At 36.7% G+C, this 18,087-nt stretch carries 11 protein-coding genes; all 11 read right to left on the bottom strand.

Annotated elements, in window-relative coordinates:
• A partial coding sequence (locus tag PHC28_RS05020) for a glycoside hydrolase family 97 N-terminal domain-containing protein (RefSeq protein ID WP_300096892.1) occupies positions 1-661 on the bottom strand: 661 nt, incomplete at its 3' end.
• A gap of 87 nt (positions 662-748) precedes the next feature.
• Positions 749-3,895 (bottom strand): glycoside hydrolase family 2 TIM barrel-domain containing protein, encoded by a 3,147-nt coding sequence (locus tag PHC28_RS05015; protein ID WP_300096891.1) that lies wholly within the window; start codon positions 3,893-3,895, stop codon positions 749-751.
• Positions 3,896-4,140: 245 nt separating this feature from the next.
• The gene (locus PHC28_RS05010; RefSeq protein WP_300096890.1) at positions 4,141-6,531 is read right to left on the bottom strand and encodes a glycoside hydrolase family 127 protein; all 2,391 of its coding nucleotides are present in this window, start codon (positions 6,529-6,531) and stop codon (positions 4,141-4,143) included.
• 91 nt (positions 6,532-6,622) lie between these two features.
• Positions 6,623-7,483, bottom strand: coding sequence for a sialate O-acetylesterase (locus tag PHC28_RS05005; protein ID WP_300096889.1), 861 nt, complete (start codon positions 7,481-7,483; stop codon positions 6,623-6,625).
• Positions 7,484-7,585: 102 nt separating this feature from the next.
• Entirely contained in the window at positions 7,586-9,229 is a 1,644-nt protein-coding gene (locus PHC28_RS05000) for an alpha-L-fucosidase (protein ID WP_300096888.1), read from the bottom strand.
• Between the two features lie 525 nt (positions 9,230-9,754).
• Complete coding sequence (locus tag PHC28_RS04995; protein ID WP_300096887.1) at positions 9,755-11,650, bottom strand: glycoside hydrolase family 44 protein; 1,896 nt, start codon at positions 11,648-11,650, stop codon at positions 9,755-9,757.
• A 506-nt stretch (positions 11,651-12,156) separates the two neighbouring features.
• Positions 12,157-12,990 carry a T9SS type A sorting domain-containing protein gene (locus PHC28_RS04990; RefSeq protein WP_300096886.1) on the bottom strand — a complete coding sequence of 278 codons (834 nt, stop codon included), beginning with the start codon at positions 12,988-12,990 and terminating at the stop codon, positions 12,157-12,159.
• A gap of 130 nt (positions 12,991-13,120) precedes the next feature.
• Positions 13,121-14,650, bottom strand: a complete 1,530-nt coding sequence (locus PHC28_RS04985) for a cellulase family glycosylhydrolase (protein ID WP_300096885.1) — start codon at positions 14,648-14,650, stop codon at positions 13,121-13,123.
• A 101-nt stretch (positions 14,651-14,751) separates the two neighbouring features.
• Positions 14,752-16,263, bottom strand: a complete 1,512-nt coding sequence (locus PHC28_RS04980) for a glycan-binding surface protein (protein ID WP_300096884.1) — start codon at positions 16,261-16,263, stop codon at positions 14,752-14,754.
• A 19-nt stretch (positions 16,264-16,282) separates the two neighbouring features.
• The gene (locus tag PHC28_RS04975; protein ID WP_300096883.1) at positions 16,283-17,857 is read right to left on the bottom strand and encodes a RagB/SusD family nutrient uptake outer membrane protein; all 1,575 of its coding nucleotides are present in this window, start codon (positions 17,855-17,857) and stop codon (positions 16,283-16,285) included.
• A gap of 25 nt (positions 17,858-17,882) precedes the next feature.
• On the bottom strand, positions 17,883-18,087 hold a 205-nt coding region (locus tag PHC28_RS04970), incomplete at its 5' end, for a hypothetical protein (RefSeq protein WP_300096882.1).

The raw sequence follows: 18,087 nt of genomic DNA, 5'->3' as shown, positions 1-18,087 counted from the left end.
AACTGCCATCCACTCCGGTTTCAGAAATCAGCATCCAGCCATTGTTGTTTACCTTGAACAATGCCGGAAATGTATATCCAAATCCTCGACCATTTTTCCCCATTGCATCATCGGCAGTGTATGACGTTTCATAACTGGGAGCAGTTCTGGCAAAACCAGTCATTGGTTGCATTTGAGGACAAAGAAAAGTAGTTGTGCCCTGTGGCAGAGCGAAACCTGAAAGCTCTTCATTAACCACACAAACAGCAGTTTCGCCTTTAGAATGTACCTTGTAACGAAAAGCAACATCATTATTACTTACCCTGAAAACTAGATCAAAAACGGGTTTATTATCTTGGTTAAAAGTCATAACAGCCTCGTTTGCAGTATAGGTAACATTGCTTCGTTTAATCTTTTCAAGATGATAAGATTCGTTGATAGTGTTTCTTTCAACATTACTATCTATGGACAGTTGTTGTGAAAACTTCCCAATATTTGTATTTAATCCCAATGGAGATTTTTTCAAGAACTCCTTTCCATTGTATGTAATTGAATAGAAAGGGATTCCCTCTTCTGCAGCAACTATAACGGTCAGCTTGTTGTCGGGACTTAAAATCTTCACTTGGGCAGCTCCGATAAATCCACTTACCAAAACAGCAAGCAATAATAGATTTTTTTTCATATTTTTATAATTTAAACTATATAGATTATTTGTTTACCTGATTTATTTTAATGATTTTAAGCCGATTATTTTACTTCCTTCATATTGCTATTTCCCAACATATTCCAAAATAAAACCAAAACTATAAGGCTTATTTCCTAAATTAGTATATTTTTCCATAGTTATAGCCCCCCAAGTATCATCGCCTCCAACGCCGTGAATATTCAAATCAATGTTTAGATTAATAAAATCACGTTTCGGAAGTTGGTAATCGTGCGTTGTGTTTTCCAAATCGTCTTCCGTATAAGGCCACGCACGGAAATTCAGCGGCTGCAAACCCGATATTTTAATGGCATCATTGTTTTGGGTGCTGAAAGAAAACCAACGTACATCGCAACGATTGGCATTGTCTTGTGGCGCAGGATAGGGAACTATAAAATTTTCTAATTCTGAATGATATAAACCAATCAAGGAAGCTGTTTTCCTATCGGGATAATTTTCGTAAGGACCACGACCATACCAGTCGATGGTACTGTAATTTTCCGGAATACGAACCCGCATACCAAATATAGGAATCAAAGGAATACTATCAGAAAGAGGCTTATATGTTGCTTCGACTTGTAATTTTCCCATACCATTTATTTGATAATTCAACATATAGTTTGCACCAATAGTTGGTAAATTTATGTCAAATTTTACGGACACGAAATTGCCTTGCTTGGAAATGTCAACTTTTTTAACCTCTAATTTTTCTGCTGCCTCTTTCCATTTGCCCAATTCGTTTACATAACCGCTTCGCTTTTGGTTATCGTTCGGTGTTTTCCAAAAATAGGGTTCTAGTTTGCCCTTCAGCAACTCTTGTCCATTAGCTTTCCAACTTACTAATGAAGCATTTTTCTTATCAAAAACAAAAGACATCTTTTCTGTTCCAAGTTCAATTTGTGAAGATGATTCTTTTACAACCACCTGTTTTTCAACTACAGCTATTTTTGTCCAACTATAAGGTTTGACAACAAACTGCTCACGGGCAATACAAAAACCTTCTTCTGCCCAAAGCGTTGCCGTCTTGAGTTTAGCATAAATATTCAAACCAATTTCCGAGGAAGTTGCATCTACCGCTTGTAGCGAAGGAAGCATTATCCTTGAAGATGTTCCTGACAGGGTGTTATCGCAACTAAACTTGCCTTTTTGCAACGATTTGCCGTTTGATGTATATTCGTATTCAAAATCGAAGTTTCGAAGCGATAGAAAATCAAAATGATTTGTAACCTCAATTGTTATGTCATTATCATTTAAAAGTTTAAACACAATAGGTTGATACACTTTCTGAACCTCAAAATAATGAGGATAAGGCTTTCTGTCGGACGAAACTAAGCCTTTGATACAGAAATTTCCATTGTTTGGCTGATCGCCAAAATCACCACCATAAGCCCAAAATTCATCATCTTTCAGTTGATAATCATCTGGATGCTCCGCAAGTTTTAAGGGAGAACCATCCTTTTTCTTTGCCAATCCCTGATCTACCCATTCCCAAATGGCTGCTCCGGTAAGGCTTGGATCGGCATAGATAACATCCCAGTATTCCTGGAGATTTCCGCCCGAATTTCCCATCACGTGAAAGTATTCACGCATAAATACTGGTTTATCTTTTATCGTTTCTCCTAACTTTTTCAAATCGGCAGGATGCAAGTAACCTTCATCGTAAATTGAAGAAATATCACGTTGTGTATCCGAATAAATTAATCGCGTTGGATCGAGTTTCTTCACGGTATCGGCCATCGCTATTAAGTTTTGACCATTACCACCTTCATTCCCCATTGACCAGAAAATAACACAGGCGTGGTTCTTATCTCGTTGAACTAATGAAACAGCCCTTTCTATATGTGACTTTTTCCACGCTGGGTCATCGCCCATTTCCTTATTTCCAAGACCAAAACCATGCGATTCCTGATTTGCTTCGTCCATTACATAAAAACCATATTGATCGCAAAGCTCATAAAACAAGGGATCGTCAGGATAATGACAAGTACGAATCATATTGATATTAGCTTGCTTCATAAGCTCTAAATCCCGAATCATCGTATTTCGGCTCACATGTCTTCCTGTACGTGGATGCTGCTCATGGCGGTTCACTCCTTTGAGTTTTACTGCTTTACCATTAACATAAAATACATCTCCACTAACTTCAATTTTACGAACGCCAAAATAACATTCGGCCTTGTCAACAATCTCATTCTTTTTGTTTTTGAGTTTTAAAATAAGATGATATAAATCTGGTGTTTCAGCTGACCAAAGTCTCGGCTGTTTTATCAATGAGTTCAATTCGATTGATGCTTGATTTGATTTTTGAACTGCTGGTACTTTTCCTGTAAATGAAAAACCGATCCTTTCACCTTGTGCCGAAAAGCCCTCAACCTCAGCATCTACGTGCAATCCCTGACTATTTTGAGTTGAACGATTGTCGATATTCAAATCAATAGAGATGTTCGCATTATCAAAGGAACTGTCTGGTATAGCTTTCACAAAAAAATCGCTGATATAGGTTTTGGGGCGGGCTATTAAATCAACATCTCTAAAAATACCACTTAATCTCCAAACATCCTGATCTTCCAGATAGCTGCCATCGCACCATTTATAAACCTCAACAGCTAATTTGTTTTCACCTTTATGAATATAGTTTGTTATATCGAACTCGGCAGGCGACATAGAGTTTTCGCTATAGCCAACTTTCTGTCCGTTAACCCATACATAAAATGCAGATTGAACACCGTTAAAGTTTAAAAACACTTGTTTTTTGTTCCAATTTTCAGGAATACTAAAGTTTGTAATATAACTACCTATTGGATTGCGTTGAAGAAAACTGGTGTAATTTTTTTCAGGTTCGCTTGTAACTTTTGGAGCATCACGTTTGAATGGATAGACAAAATTAGTATAAATTGGAGTTCCAAAACCTTGAAGTTCCCAGTTTCCAGGAACCAGAATGTTGTTCCAATTTTCCGTTGAATAATTCTCGGCATAAAAATTTACTGGTCGAGATTGTGGGTCGGGTGACCATTTGAATTTCCAAATACCATTAAGCGACTTAATCAGAGGATTGTTTGTCTTTTCGGAAGCCAGAAAACTATAGGCGTGTGGATTTTCTTTATTAGTACCATTAATATCAGGATTTTCCCAATCGGGAAGATTTTGGGAATAAATAATGTTAGTTAAAAACAAGACAAATAACCCTAAAATAATAGCAAATTTATTTTTCATATTTACAAAACTGATTTCTATACCAATTTATTTTTATAACCCGTTGGGTGTAATTCCATTTAGATTTTTTAAACACATAGAGACATAGTTTTTTTATTAGTTTCTCTTAGACGCTTCGCTTGATTTTAGCAAATCATAGATATGCGAATCCAAGAATTGGTCTATCTAACTCTTTTTTCTATGATTCTATGTGTTTCAATTTTTACTATTTCTAAAAATTCAATACTTATTTTTATACTTTATTTTTATAGATTTTCCTTTATTAATCGAATATTATATATTGCTCCAGCAGTGTTTCCTTGAACTGGTTTAAATTTTACACGAATATTTTTTTTCCCTTTTATCATTGCATTTGGAATAGTATATTCGATGTCCTTAAAACTCGATTGGTTCCATCTATCGGTATTATTTTCAGTAATTAATTTATCTTCGTCTATGTAAATATCAAACTTTCTGTTTCCCCATTCAGCACCCCAATAGCGAATAATCAGTTTCAAATTTTCTTCTGAATTTGTATTCATAAGATAGCTAAAAAAACCACTGTCTGAAGCATCACGCCAAAACTGATTCTGATTGTTCCCTGTGTTAGAATTCTCTTTCTGGATGAAATGATCGGCTTCTGGCTGCTGTTCGCCAGGTGCAATAAAATCAACCGTGCGTCTTTGCATATCCAATTTTTCAACTTCCAATTTGGCTAACGAATCTATATGAGATTTATATTTATCAGCTGAAAGAGCCAGCCAATAAATAGAATAACGTGAATCGTGAATTTGGAAAAAAGGTTCAAATTCGATTGCTGTGCCATTTATCAATTTTAATTCGGGTGCAGTGAATGTGAGCGGTTTATTGGCAACAGGCATTAGTTTTGATGCAATATTCTGCAAATTATCTTCTATAATAATCGGTGCTTTGTCTATTGGTAAACGTTCGCCACCAGCAATGTGCCCCCAACGGCTATCGTTGGCTACTAATCCTGTGATATTTTCGGTTCCAGTTTTTGCACCAAGTACTATTGGCCCGTGCAATAAAGCAATATAATCAGGAACGTTGGGTAAACGTTCTACGGTGTTGTGCATTGGTAAGCTGATTTCTACTATATCGCCACTTTTCCATATTCTATTTATTGAAATATAGCTTGATGGTTTTTCTACAATTAATATTTCTTTTCCATTAATAGTTATTTTCATTTTGCCTGCTTCAACCCAAGCTGGGTACCGAATAAGCAATGAAAATTTTGATTTTTTTCCAGTGAAAGTGAGTTTACTTTTTTCATCAAAAGGAAAATTGGTTTCCTGTTTCAATTTCAATTTTTTACTTTTCCAGTTTAATTCCGAAGCAATAAAAAGATTCACATACAAAGAGTCGTTTTTATGCGTGTAAATAAACTGGTTGTATTTTCCGTGATTTTCCATTCCGCTTCCTACACAGCACCACATGGCCTGATTAGGTGCCGAATACACACGGTAGTGGCGTGGACGAACTGGTGTAAAATACACATACCCACCATGTTCGGGATGCTGCGTGGATAGGATATGATTGTAAACTGCCCGTTCGTAATAATCGGCATATTTTGCCAAAGGATTTACCCGAAATAAATCTTCGGTAAGTTTGAGCATATTATAAGTGTTACACGACTCAGGACCTTCTACATCGTTGATAAAGTCTTCGCTGGAGGCAACACTTGGGAAAAATTCTCGACGGCTATTGCCACCAAAAGCTAGCGTTCGCTTTCCAGTTACAGTTTCCCAGAAGAAACTGCCAGCTTCGGAATAATTTTGACTGTGAGAAAGCTCGCCAATTCTTTCAAAACCAATTGCTTTTGGAACTTGTGTATTGGCATGTTTGTTGTCGAGATTATCGTTGTTGGCAGCCATCGAATCTAATAACATTTGATGCGAAAAGCGTTTGGCAGCAGTTATGTATTTTTCGTTTCCAGTCATTTGGTAAGCATCGGCAAAAATTTCGTTCATTCCACCGTGTTCGTTTCCTAGCATCTGCTCCATTTTGTCATCGCTCAAATCCGAAGTCAGATTTATACCCCAATCGCAAAATTTCAAAAATATCGTTTTAGCTTCTTCATTACCCGTATATAACCACGCATCTCGCAGCCCTGAATATGTTTTATGCACATTATACCAAGGAACCCAAGATTTCCAGATATAGCTTATATCTCCGGCATTAATAAACGGCCAAACAGCGGTACTGTTGGGAACTCCGCCCACATAACCAACTCCCCAATCAGGATATTTTATTGAATTTGCATCCTGACAAGCTTTTAATTCAGCAATCATATACTCCATTCGCTTTTTGCATTCAGCATCACCTGTGGAAGCGTAATTCATGGCAAGAGCTGACAAATAGTGCCCTCCAACGTGACCATCAAGTCCGTCCCAGTTTTCAAAACCTTTTGCTTTTTCTGGCAAACCAGCCTCTTTGCGATAAGGTGCCAACAAGCGGTTTATATTGTATTTTAATAAAACTTCCACATTCAAATTGCGGGCATGTTTGAACGGACTTTCAAGTAAAGTAACATCACTGAGTGGAAATTCATTTGGATAAAGTTTATCTTGTGCATTCAGAGAAAAAATCCCCCCAATAAGATAAAACCAAATGGCATATTGTTTTGCTTTTTTCATTCTTTTTTTAAAAGTATTTGTTTACTAATAGTACCACATTCAACTGTTCTCTCGTCGGGCTGACTTACCGATGTAAGCATAATACAGTTCCTTATTCAGAACATTTCGGTTCAAAAACTTTAGCTTCAATACCCATCAACGAAAGCATTTTTTCAGCATATCTCATCCCAAGCTTACGATAGCTGGGCTCATCAAAATGTGCCGCATCTTTACCTGTTAATTCATTAGCCGAAATAACGTGTGCTGTTGGAATAGTCATTGGCAACTTATTGATAATCGGATTCATCCACTTACCACAACAACTTCCCTGCTCTGATAACACTTCTCCTGTTAAAAGTGGTACTGTATCTGGATTTAAAGAAAGTTCAGATAACATTTCTGTGTAAATTTTCTTCACATAGGATGGCCATTCTGAATCTCCAGAATTTGCTTCCCCTTGATGTATCAAGATACCTTTTATCACTCCTTCTTGCTGTGCTAGTTTTGCCAAATCCATAAGGTGTTTGCGAGGATTACCTTCATACGCCTTTATTTTCGACAAAAACCATTCTTCTTTATAAGTAGAATCATATTTCTGATAAAGATCTTTGTCAAACAACCGAATATCCGATCCTCCTACGGCTACATTAATCACACCTACAGTTATACTATCAGGGAGATGTTTTACCATTGTTCTTCCAAAATAGTCGGCAGGCGATAGTCCTGAGCCACACTGGCATAATGGAGGAACGGCTGTATGCCACTCGTTTTTATTTCGACCATCGCAATCCAACGATTGAAGCACTTTAAAACGGCTATCGACCTCTTTATCCTGCGCTTCGATAGCACCCTGACCCTCCATATTCGACTGTCCAAAACAGATATAGATATGGAAATTAGGGTTTTGCGCAAATCCAGTATTAAAAACAAGCCAACCTACAACTGTAAAAATGAAACCATTTAGCTTCTTCATATTATTAAATTCATTATTAAACAACACATTAAACTCAAATTAAGAAATAAACTTATCACTTTAGCCTAAGTATTCCTTGTAATAAGTCACGAAATCCAGTCACTATTGAGCCAAGGTAATCTTAAACACCGAAGCAATATCGTTGGCACACACTTTTGGTTTGGTAATTAAGAGCTCGTTATTGCCCAGTTTCCACATTAGTTTTTCCTTACTGCCCAGCAATTCAATTTTTTTAATTTTTTGCTTTCCTATATTTTTTACAAAAGATTGGAGTGAAATATCTTTGGTTGGAGTACTCATCACTGTTGCATAAAGCACATTTCCCTTTTGGTTGTAACGGATGTCTTTTTCGGTAAATCCAACTTTTCCTTCATTAAAACCGGCTGCATCAAGCGGGTTAACAGAATCTACGGAAGGGCCTTCGCCAAAAACTTTCCAAGGACGTGTATCGAAAATACTTTCTTTGTTGACATCCATCCAAGCTGCTATACCTTCAAGAATCGCCACTTCTTTATCATCGATTGTACCATCGCCACGAATGGGAATGTTAAGTAATAAATTTCCGTTTTTGCTCACAATATCTACCAAAGTACGGATAATCGTTGATGCCGATTTATAACTTCCGCTCTCATAAATGCCTCTGTTGTAATGCCAATCCCCAATGCACGTACAAGTTTGCCAAGCTTTTTCTTGTGGCTTGTCGGGTGCGCCACGTTCTACATCCCAAACTATACATTTCTTTTGATCATTGGTCAGTTGCTTGCCAAACATAACCGCTTCCAATTTGCCTTTGTGGGTTGCCATATTGTGGTTGTAATAATGAGCTGCTATTTTTAAACCAGCATCACTAATTGGAAAAAGCGGAAGGGTTGTATCGTCAAAATATAATAAATCAGGATTGTAAAGGTTAATTAAATCCATAGTGCGGTTATAAAAATTGTCGCAATACTTTTGGTCAGGGATAGATGCACCATTTCCCCAATTCCATTGCGACCACAAAGATTTAGTATCCTGGTCACTATTTTTGCTTAGCGGATGGTTTTGAGCATAAAGTTCTTGTGGATCAAGACCTTCCCACCAAGTTCCTTTGCCATCCGCTTTTGTGAGTTTGCCGTCATAAGAAATGCCTGCTAAAGTTCCTGTTTTATCAGCTCTTTGTGAAGTTTCATACCAAGTCCAAGCATGTGCCGAATGCACGCTCAATCCAAAAGGAAGTCCTTGTTTTTTTGCCGCTTTAGCCCATCCTGCCACGATGTCTTTTTGTGGACCTACCCGAACCGAATTCCAATTCTGATATTTGCTATTCCACAAATCTAAGTTGTCGTGGTGGTTTGCCATTGCGAAGAAATACTGTGCACCCACACGTTTATAAAGTGCCACCAATTTTTCAGGATCCCAATTTTGGGCTTTCCAGTCGTGAATAACTTCTTTAAAACCTGCTTTTGAAGGATGTCCATATTTTTTAATATGAAAATTATACTGCCAATTTCCTTCATCATACATACCGCGCCCATACCAATCGCCCATTTCGGCTTGGCATTGTGGTCCCCAATGTGCCCAGATTCCAAACTTGGCATTGCGAAACCAATCGGGAACTTTGTACTGAGACAAAGACTGCCAATCTGGTTTAAATTTTCCTTCTGTAATGGGTTCGTTATTCGTATTAACAACTATCATTTTCTCCTCTTGAGCCTGCATATAAAAAAACATAAAGAAAAGAGAAAGACCGAAAATGGTTATGCGCATGATTTTTATTTTTTGGGGTTAATTATCTTCTGAATTTACAAAAATTTACCTTATTTTACAATAACTCTATCTCCTTCAAGGAGTTAGCAACTTACTAATAGTACTACTATTGTGGATATAAAATTAGCTCTATTATAAAAAAATATTAGGATGAAATGTATTCAATACATAACCAATTTGTGTTATTTTAATCTTTTAAAAAATGCAATAACAATTCTGGGTATTTATTTGCAAATATTTTCTTAATATAAAATCAAATTAGTAATGTATTTATTAGCATAATTATTTTGATTGTTATTCATAAACCCAAAAATAATTCGTTTTGAATAATAAACATATTGATTAAAAAAGCCATTACCTGTTTTTGAATTCGGATTACCTAATTCATTAACAGGCAACGGTCAACTTGACCTCCTAATTTTCGAGGAGGATGCTTCTCAAATAAAGGAAACCCACAAAACAAGTTGCAATTTCCTTTTTTAAATAATTATGTATCTGTCTCTTAATTTAATATTTAGTTTGATTTTATCGGGCAATTATAAAAGGTATGCTGTTTTTATATCTGCTATTTTTTACTGACAAGAAATATGATCCTTCAGAAAATGCACTCACATCCAAGTTGTGTACCACTTGTCGGTCACTATTTATAGTGAAAACTTTTAGTTTTTGTCCTGCAAGGTTATACACTGTCATTTCGGTTGGTTCTGCAATTGCCAAATCTAATTTTACCTGAAGTTTATCCTTTACCGGATTGGGATAAATCATTACTGCTTCATCAGTTGGCAATGTGTTTACATCATTAATAGACAACACGTTTGCCTCAAGCAAAACTGCCGTGGTTGACAAAGCGGGAACTGCAATCGTGAATGTATTCGAATTAACACTTATGGTACTCTTTTTTAAAGCATTATCAGTATGAGAAACAAATGTTTCTGTTGCTGGCAATGATGAAAGTTGTAATGTTTCGGAATTTCCGTTTTTGGCAGAAAAGCCGTTAAGGTTTACCGTTACCGTGTGTGACGCATTCATATCCTTGTTCACGATTATGACAGTCATTGCATCAGATAATTGATTTACAGTGGTGTAAGCCGAAACAGTGTTCTCAAGTGAAGAGGTGCTGGAAACACTATACTCTTTGGCGTAACGACTGAAAAGATGTAAAGTTTCCCACATACCGATAGACCAGTTCCAAGGGCTAAATAATTCAACGCCATTGTTGGCAAAAGTACCCAGATGTGAAGCATAGATAACCGACTCAAGACTAGGATTGCTACTTGACATAGTTCCCCATTCGCTTACACCACATGTTATGCCATGGTTTGCACCAAACTCCTCGTTTAACCAGCCTTCGATACGCTTAAAAATATACTCTTTTTTGAGAGAAGTATCCCATCCGCCTGCACTTGAATAAATACCGTTTGCACCTGGATAATCATAAGTTGTATCGTAATAAATTCGATGCCCTTGCAATGCCGCAGTATCATTATTATTATAGAATGGATAGTTATGAATATCTAATACATCGAGTACTCTAACTCCAGAGGCTTTTTCTTCATCGGCACATCTTTTTATAAAATATTCTATCCAAGGATAATACTTGCCGTTGATCCAAATACTTTCATTTGACCATTTGTACCATTGCCATTCAGAAGTTGTAACGGGTCCGCAAAGTTTGATGTTAGGATATATGGCTTTCGCTTTCTTTGCCAATTCGATATAGCGATCCATAAAAACAGAGGCCGATATTAATGTTGGCATAGCCCAATCATGGGTACCATTCCATACATCTACCTCGTTGTCCATACTCCAATATACAAATTGGTTTTTGTTTAGTCCCAAACCATTAGTTCCAAACCAATGATTTAATATTCCTACCGAAGAATCTGCTGGCCATGGTTTAGAGAACAAATCAATGTTTCCATCAGTCGTAGCGGTACTTCCACCACTAGCATTAACTACACCTCCTCCAGCTAAATTTTGACCAACACCTGACCAATATTGTGATTGATTGTATCCCCAATCATTAAAGTTGTACTGCCCACTAGAAGCCACTCTGCCCAGTAATTGAAAGGCAAACATGCCCTGCATATCGGGAAAGTTAGTATTGATATTTTGTGCCGGTACATCCCAATCAGCAGGATAAACATTATTATACCAGTCGGGATGAACATCAAGTTTATCCTGCCAGTTATAGGCCGATGCGTTATTACCACCATTCAAGCGGGCAAAACGTAAACCTGCCTCTTTATAAAATTGGTTAGAACGGTCAAAGAAATCATTTTTTCCATAAATGTATGGCGATACCTTTTTTTTGTTTACAGTAGCATTTACCGTTATCTGGACAGCCTGAGCAAACGTTATGGTAGTAAGACAACAAAAGATCACTATTAAGTACAAAAATTTCAAGTCTATTTTATTCATTTGTTACAATATTTTTTTTAATAACTTGTATTAATATGATTATCCGTTACTTGCACCATTTTTAAGAATTGCACACGGATGACACTGATTTAAACCGATAAAACAGATTTTCATATTAACCTGAACTCGATTGATGTAAAATTAGGCCACAAATGACACAGATTTTGACTGATTTAACACGAATTAAGCGGTAATTTCACAATTATTGATTATATAATCTTCAAAAAAAATCCGTATTTAACCGTTAAATTCATGTCATCTGTGTGCTATATTAGGCTATTATCTGCTTAGCGGACAGTCCTATTTTTTTTTAATGAATTACAATTATAACAAAGGCTGTTCCACAACTCGTGACAACAGCCTTTTTGGTGTATTTTATTTTGTACTCTTCTTGAAAGCCAGTCTCCAATAGTAATTCTGGGAACTTTTCATAATTTTGCAATTATTTTAAAAAGTTGCGCGTATATTACACGCAGCTTTTTTTTACTAAACAAAAATTCAATTCCTTATTGTTTAATAACCTTGAATGATTTTGAATCCTTTGCATTAGCACCTTCCACTTTCACGATATATACCCCTGGTTTCAATGAAGAACCCACCGCTACTTGACTTGAAGCAGATTTTGCTGTTGCTACTTTTCTTCCCAAAACATCAAAAACATTCACTTGAAGTGGTCCTTCAGATTTAGACACGTTAAATTCGCTAGCAGATGGATTTGGATAAACCTTGATGAAATCAGAGTTAGTTGCAAAATCTTTTGTCGATAATGTAGTAGTAGCAGATAGTTTCATATCATCAAAATAATAAACATCGTTTGCCACAGTTCCTCCAGATAAATCCTTATCAAAAGACACTCCAACTATATTATAAGTTCCCCAACCATGTATCCCCCCAGACTGAAATTCTGTACAATTAAATTCGATTGTTACCCATTGGTTGATAGTAGTTACGCTTTGGGTTACTGTTCCAAATGATGGATAATAACCGTTATTTTGAAATTCAATAGTTACGCTTATCGGCTTATTTACCCATACTTTCATAGTAAGATATGGATTAGTAGCAAAATCAAAGTTAGGAAGAACTGCACTTCCTATATCTTCAGATCTAAGTTGTGCATTAGCACCACCGTTAGCTGTGAATTTACCTACGTTTGCAGAGGTATTGATCCCCGTAGCATCTGGATTGGCTACTTTTGCAAATGATGCATTTGGCCATGTGCCGTTCCATCCATCTAAAAAAACGTGACTTGCATTTACAGTGTCAAAATCAAAGAGCATTTGTGCATTGGCTACATTGAACATCCCTGTCAAAGCCAGAAATAAAAAAGTAATTTTTTTCATAATAATAGTTTTTTAATAGTTAATATAATTTGTTTAGTAATAGAATATTCTTTGTTTAGTAATAGAATATTCTTTGTTAGAATAACCCGCTGGACATCAATAGTTGATTGCCCAGCGGGTTAAATTAATCTTAATTGAGCCCTGCTTTCATGGCATCAATCATTGCTTGGTCTTTAATTGTATTATTATTTCTATTCAAAATATTACCAATTTCCCAATAGAATGGTACAACTCCATTAGTATGGCACTGTTTTGTAACAAAAGTAGTCCAGTCATCTACAGATTTGTTGTGCTTAGCCGTATCCAGAGGTATGAATTTGGCATTGTTGCTGGTATTTCTCCTCATAGCGGCATACTCGCCCAATACTACAGGAATACCTTTGCTAATAAATTTCTCTTTCAATTTATTAAACGAATCAGCAATTTCATCCTCCTCTCCATAGGTGGCATTTCTTTCTGGCTCGATAGTAGAATGGTTTCCTGCCCCCCAGTAGAAAACTGGTACTTTCCATGTACCAAGTACCTCTTCGTCCACAAAGCAGAATTGGGATGGGGAATATTCATGCACCTCAACCATCATACGATTGGGTGTTGGATCACTAGGGATAGTCATCAAATCATAAGTTTTAGAAGCATTAGTACCAGGTCCCTGCACCACCAATACTCGGTAAGTATTTCGACCTCCAGTAGAACGCACTGCTTTAATAAATGATTCATGATAGCTATTAAGAATTGCCATCTCTTGAGCATTATCAGCAGCAGGTTCATTAGAACCAGCAAAAAATAAATGTTCGTCAAAATCTCTCATCGCCGTTGCAATCTGTTCCCATAGGGCTTTTTGTATGGCATTAACGACATTTTTTCGAGAAGATGAGGGGTCAAAATTATGTGTCTGTGTGCCATCAGATAACTCTTTACTTTCTAACCATCCACCGTCCCAGTGGATGTTTAACATAACATACATATCATTTGCAACACACCATCCAACTACTTCTTTCACTCGGTTAAGCCATACTGGGTCAATTTTCATTTTAGACGCGTCACTTAAATTTCCCTGATTCCAAGAACAAGGAATACGTACCGCATTGAAACCAGTTGCTTTCAAAAATTGAATATACGACTCGGTAACTTTTGGATTTCCCCAAGCCGTTTCATCTGAAACAATAACATCTCCATTTTTACGCCAAGCCTCCATTGTATTACCAATATTAACTCCCATAGTCATTTTGGCAGCCAATTCTACAGCTGTACTGCTCATTCCTGTGGCATCGGCTGGTTTTGGTGATAAATTATAATTTGGGTATAAATTAGGTGCTTGCAAAATATAAATAACTCTTGCTTGCCCATTATTAGCAATAACCCTAATTTTAACAGGACGAGTAACACCGCTATCGTTTGAGAGTGTTGTCAAGGTAACTGTAGTAGTACCAGCATCGCCAGCTGCTTTATCTATTTGCAACCATAAGGCTTCATTTTCAATTGTCCATTTTGAGTTAGCTTCAATTGTAAATGTTGATGTGCCACCTTCTGGTTCAAAAGTAGCTTCTTTAGTCGAAACTACAAGTATTGGGGCTTCGCCACTACCTTTATCTTCACAAGAAATGGCAATTGTTACCATAAAAAGCAACATTACTATTTTATAAAAGTTTTTAAAATTCATTTTTGCTTGTTTGTTAAGTTAATATTTAAAATCTGCGGGCAAATTGAATTCTATAATTTACCCACAGCTTTTATTTTCATTATTTTAAATAAGTGCTTTAATTATTTAATTTTTACTACTCTGACATTATCAAATCCTATATGAATACCAGTAGTTGTGGATGATTTTCCGTAATTAATATTAAATATTGCACAGCCTGTTTTTCCTGTACCTCCCAAAATCTCTGTCAACTTTGTTATAGAAGCACCTTTTCCTTCACCTAGTGTAGGATCTTTTGCACGGAACATAGAGAGCGGAATGGTTACTGTTGTCCACCCTTTTGTGGAATAAGCTGCCGAAGTAGTTGGGGTAATTTGCCAAGGCTCAAATCTGGCTGTATAAGAACTATTGAAATCCGTTTGAATAGCAATGGTGCTACCTTTCCAAGATTGTGGAACATTAATTTCAAATTTTATTGCCCAATTATCAACTGCATCATTCAAATTACCAACAGGCATCCACTGAGCAGCACCTATAGGTATTCTACCTCCACTAGCACCAACTGCCAAAACAGGATCCGTTATTGTTATGAACATTCCTTTATTGACAGCCATATCTGTATGGAGTGATATCCAACCTCCTGTTGCGCCCGGGTCGCTTACTGAGAGAGCAGAACCTCCCCACCAGCCCCAGCCGAATGCATCACCCCATTCCATATTGGCTACTATACCTGTTGTCGCACTTCCAGCGTATTGAACATTATATGGATTATAAACATCATACACCGTAGTAGCTGTACCAAATGATGTTGTAATGGACGCAGGACCACTTGCTGAAATAGAGGGCATTTTAAACCCTACTGCACTTCCATTGCTGTTTGATTTGAAAGAAGTAATGGTCGAACCAGAAAAAGTAAAGGATTGAATCCCTTTGAGATACGTACCATATACAAAAACTGAATCGTTTGCAATAGCATTCTCGTTAGAAATACCAGTAATTGTTGGAGTTGCAACTATTTTTAAAGTAGCCACACCACTCATTGTAGTTACTACAACATCTCCAGAGGTAGGTGCCGGAGATGGCATTAGAAAACCAAGAACAGTCCCGCTAAGATTTGTGGTAACCGCATTAATTGGTGTTCCTCCATAAGAAAAGCTTTTCAGTAAAACGAGATCGGTACCGTATATATAAACCGAATCGTTTGGTTGTGCAAATACATCGGAGATAGCTGTAATAACAGGTGCTGCCGGACCAAGATGGAACGAAAAAGTTGTTGATCCTTCGCTTGTTACATACTCTAAAGTATAGAGTTTGTTTTCATCTATAGTCGAAAAAATGATGGCCGGTATCTGTACTATGGCACTATTAGGAGTCAGCAGCGTACTTTTGAATGTTGTTGGTACACCATTAAAAGATATTTTAAGTGCATTTTGCAAATTTTGCCCTTCAATAACAACCCATTGCTGATCTGCAACGGCATCAGTCATAATAGTATCCTTAGGTGAGGCAGCATAATTTCTTACGTCTGTAATAACTGGTGTGCCTATACTGTCATTATTACAAGATATAACAAAGATTGCAACCGAGCAGAACATTAGTAAAAAATAAATCTTTTTATTTAAAAATTTTTTCATAATATTTTTTTTTAATTAATTAATAATAAGGAACTGGAGGTTGAGCCAATTTTGGATTTGCTATTATTTCTGAAGATGGCAAACCTAATTTAAAAGTACTCTCGGTAGCTGGAGAAATAGCTGCAAAAGGATCTTTTGGAGTAGCAACCTTTGTAACTTTGTCATAATCAAAAAGCACACGTTTTTGATTAGAAAGCATGCTAATGGCTTTTGTAGGGTTATAATAAGAAAGACGTACCAAATCGTACCAAAATTGTCCTTCACAAGCTAATTCGATTCTTCTTTCTTTTAAAATGACATCTGTATTTAATGATGTTACTACATCTACACCCGCACGAGTTCTTACTTTATTGAAATAGAATAAGGCATCAGCATCAGCAGTAGAAGCACTATTACCAAGGATTGCTTCGGCATATATTAAATAAACATCGGCTAGTCTTAGTATATAATTATGCTCTATAGAACCTAGGAATGTCATTGAAGGCGTATTATTGTCTAACTCATTACCAATAATGTGTTTTTTCATAGACGATCCACTAGCTGTATAACCACCCTCTGCACGATTTAATTCGGCATAATGATCCCCTGGCAACATAAAAGTTGCTTTTCTTCTTACTGAATCTTTCTCTACATAAAGTTCAAAAAGATCATAAGTAGGAGGATATGGAGTCCATGCTCCAGTTTTTCCTGGATTGAGAGCATCACTTGGAGAGTGTGTCAACAATTGATTCCCTATACCCCAACCTGAGGTAGCCGTCCACTGTAATGCAAACAAAGATTCTACATTATCATTGTATTGTGTTTTAAAAAGATTGTCATAGTTAGGAAGTAACGTCAATCCGCTTTTAGTACATACGTTTTGTGCGTATAACTTCGCTTTGTCTAATAATGCTTGATCACGACTACCATCAGCATGCCCCAACCCTGCCATAGTTAAATATACTTTGGCAAGCATTCCTTGGGCTGACCAAGTGGTTACACGTCCAGGAGTATCAGATGTTGGTAAATGTTCTGAAGCAAAAGTCAAATCACTGACAATGAACTTATAAACATCTTCTACCGTATTTCTATTTACCAATGGAGAAGTCACCAACTTTCTATTGTCTTCAATAATTGGCACATCCTGCCATAACATAGCTAGGTGGTAATAGGAAACGGCACGAATAAATTTGGCTTCTCCTAGTGCAGCATTCTTGTCGACATCAGAAACAGATGCTGGTGTTTTCTCTAAAATTGCATTAATCGTTGCATTACTGTGTCCTACTGTATTATACAATCCTGTCCAAGCTGAACTTAAGATACCGTTAGAACCTGAAACTGTAAATGTATTTAATTGCACTGCTTCTGCCCACCATTGAGCAATCAAATCACCACTTAATATATCTCCAAGTTCAAGGTAGGACTGATTATATTGCCACCATGGTTTACCTCCATAAAGAGCGGCAGTAGCTAACCTTAAATCTTCTTTTGTTTGATAAAAATTATCTGTACTTGTCCCTGACTGAGAAGGGCGATCAAGAAAACTATCTTGACAGCTTAGCATAAAAGATAAGGCAAGCAACATAAAAATTATTCTTTTATTTATTAGTTTCATAATATACTTTTTTATTTAATTAGTGCTATAATCCAACGTTTACACCAAATGTAAAGACACGTGCTTGTGGGTAAACCCCTCCATCAATACCAGCTTGCAATGGATTCCAAGATCCCACCTCAGGATCTAATCCTTTGTATTTTGTAATTAGGAAGGCATTGGTTTCATTTACATACATTCTCAAAGAACCGAGATGCATTTTTTTAGTAATTCTTTCAGGAAAGTTATAA

It is taken from the genome of Flavobacterium sp. (assembly GCF_028712645.1).
Lineage (GTDB): Bacteria > Bacteroidota > Bacteroidia > Flavobacteriales > Flavobacteriaceae > Flavobacterium.
Note: the sequence above shows the minus strand (reverse complement) of the source record. Positions and strands in the feature narration are given on the sequence as shown.